The sequence below is a fragment of the Embleya sp. NPDC050154 genome, assembly GCF_044460165.1.
GTDB lineage: Bacteria > Actinomycetota > Actinomycetes > Streptomycetales > Streptomycetaceae > Embleya.
In genome coordinates, this window is the sequence record NZ_JBITJP010000066.1 from 1,966 (window position 1) to 3,737 (window position 1,772).

Here is a 1,772-nt window from a genome sequence, read left to right on the forward strand (position 1 = left end):
AGTGTTCGTGGGAATCGGTTGTTGTTTGAGAACTGCACAGTGGACGCGAGCATCTGTGGCCAAGTTGTTAAGGGCGCACGGTGGATGCCTAGGTACCAGGAACCGATGAAGGACGTGGGAGGCCGCGATAGGCCCCGGGGAGCTGTCAACCGAGCTGTGATCCGGGGGTGTCCGAATGGGGAAACCCGGCAGTCGTCATGGGCTGTCACCCGCACCTGAATATATAGGGTGTGTGGAGGGAACGCGGGGAAGTGAAACATCTCAGTACCCGCAGGAAGAGAAAACAACCGTGATTCCGAGAGTAGTGGCGAGCGAAATCGGATGAGGCTAAACCGGTCACGTGTGATACCCGGCAGGGGTTGCGTGATCGGGGTCGTGGGAGTGTGCTTGATCGGTCTGCCGGCCGGTCGGCGAGTCAGAAACCGTACATGTAGTCGAAGGACATGCGAAAGGTCCGGCGTAGAGGGTAAGACCCCCGTAGACGAAACATGTGCGGCTTGCTTGCGCATTTCCCAAGTAGCACGGGGCCCGAGAAATCCCGTGTGAATCCGGCGGGACCACCCGCTAAGCCTAAATATTCCCTGGTGACCGATAGCGGACTAGTACCGTGAGGGAAAGGTGAAAAGTACCCCGGGAGGGGAGTGAAATAGTACCTGAAACCGTGTGCCTACAAGCCGTGGGAGCGTCGCCATCCGCGTTTAGTCGTGGGTGGTCGTGACTGCGTGCCTTTTGAAGAATGAGCCTGCGAGTTTGCGGTGTGTGGCGAGGTTAACCCGTGTGGGGTAGCCGTAGCGAAAGCGAGTCCGAACAGGGCGATTGAGTCGCGCGCCCAAGACCCGAAGCGGAGTGATCTAGCCATGGGCAGGGTGAAGCGCGGGTAAGACCGTGTGGAGGCCCGAACCCACCAGGGTTGAAAACCTGGGGGATGACCTGTGGTTAGGGGTGAAAGGCCAATCAAACTCCGTGATAGCTGGTTCTCCCCGAAATGCATTTAGGTGCAGCGTCGTGTGTTTCTTGCCGGAGGTAGAGCACTGGATTGTTGATGGGCCTCACCAGGTTACTGAGATAAGCCAAACTCCGAATGCCGGTAAGTGAGAGCGCGGCAGTGAGACTGCGGGGGATAAGCTCCGTGGTCGAGAGGGAAACAGCCCAGAGCACCGACTAAGGCCCCCAAGCGTGCGCTAAGTGGGAAAGGATGTGGAGTCGCAGAGACAACCAGGAGGTTGGCTTAGAAGCAGCCACCCTTGAAAGAGTGCGTAATAGCTCACTGGTCAAGTGATTCCGCGCCGATAATGTAGCGGGGCTCAAGCGCACCGCCGAAGTCGTGTCATTCGTACATGTAGCCAAGCCTTCGTGGTTCAGGCGTACGGATGGGTAGGGGAGCGTCGTGCAGCGAGTGAAGTCGCGGTGGAAACCAGCGGTGGACGCTGCACGAGTGAGAATGCAGGCATGAGTAGCGAATCACACGTGAGAAACGTGTGCGCCGGATGACCAAGGGTTCCTGGGGCAGGCTAATCCGCCCAGGGTAAGTCGGGACCTAAGGCGAGGCCGACAGGCGTAGTCGATGGACAACGGGTTGATATTCCCGTACCCGCTACGATGCGCCAGCGCCGAACCTCGTGATGTTAAGGCCGTGAAGCCGCCGGGATCCTTCGGGTGAACGGTTTTGGTGGAGCCGCCGAACCAATCGGGTAGTAGGTGAGCGATGGGGTGACGCAGGAAGGTAGTCCAGCCCGGGCGGTGGTAGTCCCGGGGTAAGGGTGTAGGGCGTT

The 1,772-nt window shown here is 58.9% G+C and carries 1 rRNA gene (running past one end of the window); it reads left to right on the forward strand.

The window, feature by feature from the left end:
- Window positions 1–57: 57 nt before the first annotated feature.
- A 23S ribosomal RNA gene (locus ACIBSV_RS50500) occupies window positions 58–1,772 on the forward strand (it continues 1,281 nt past the right edge of the window).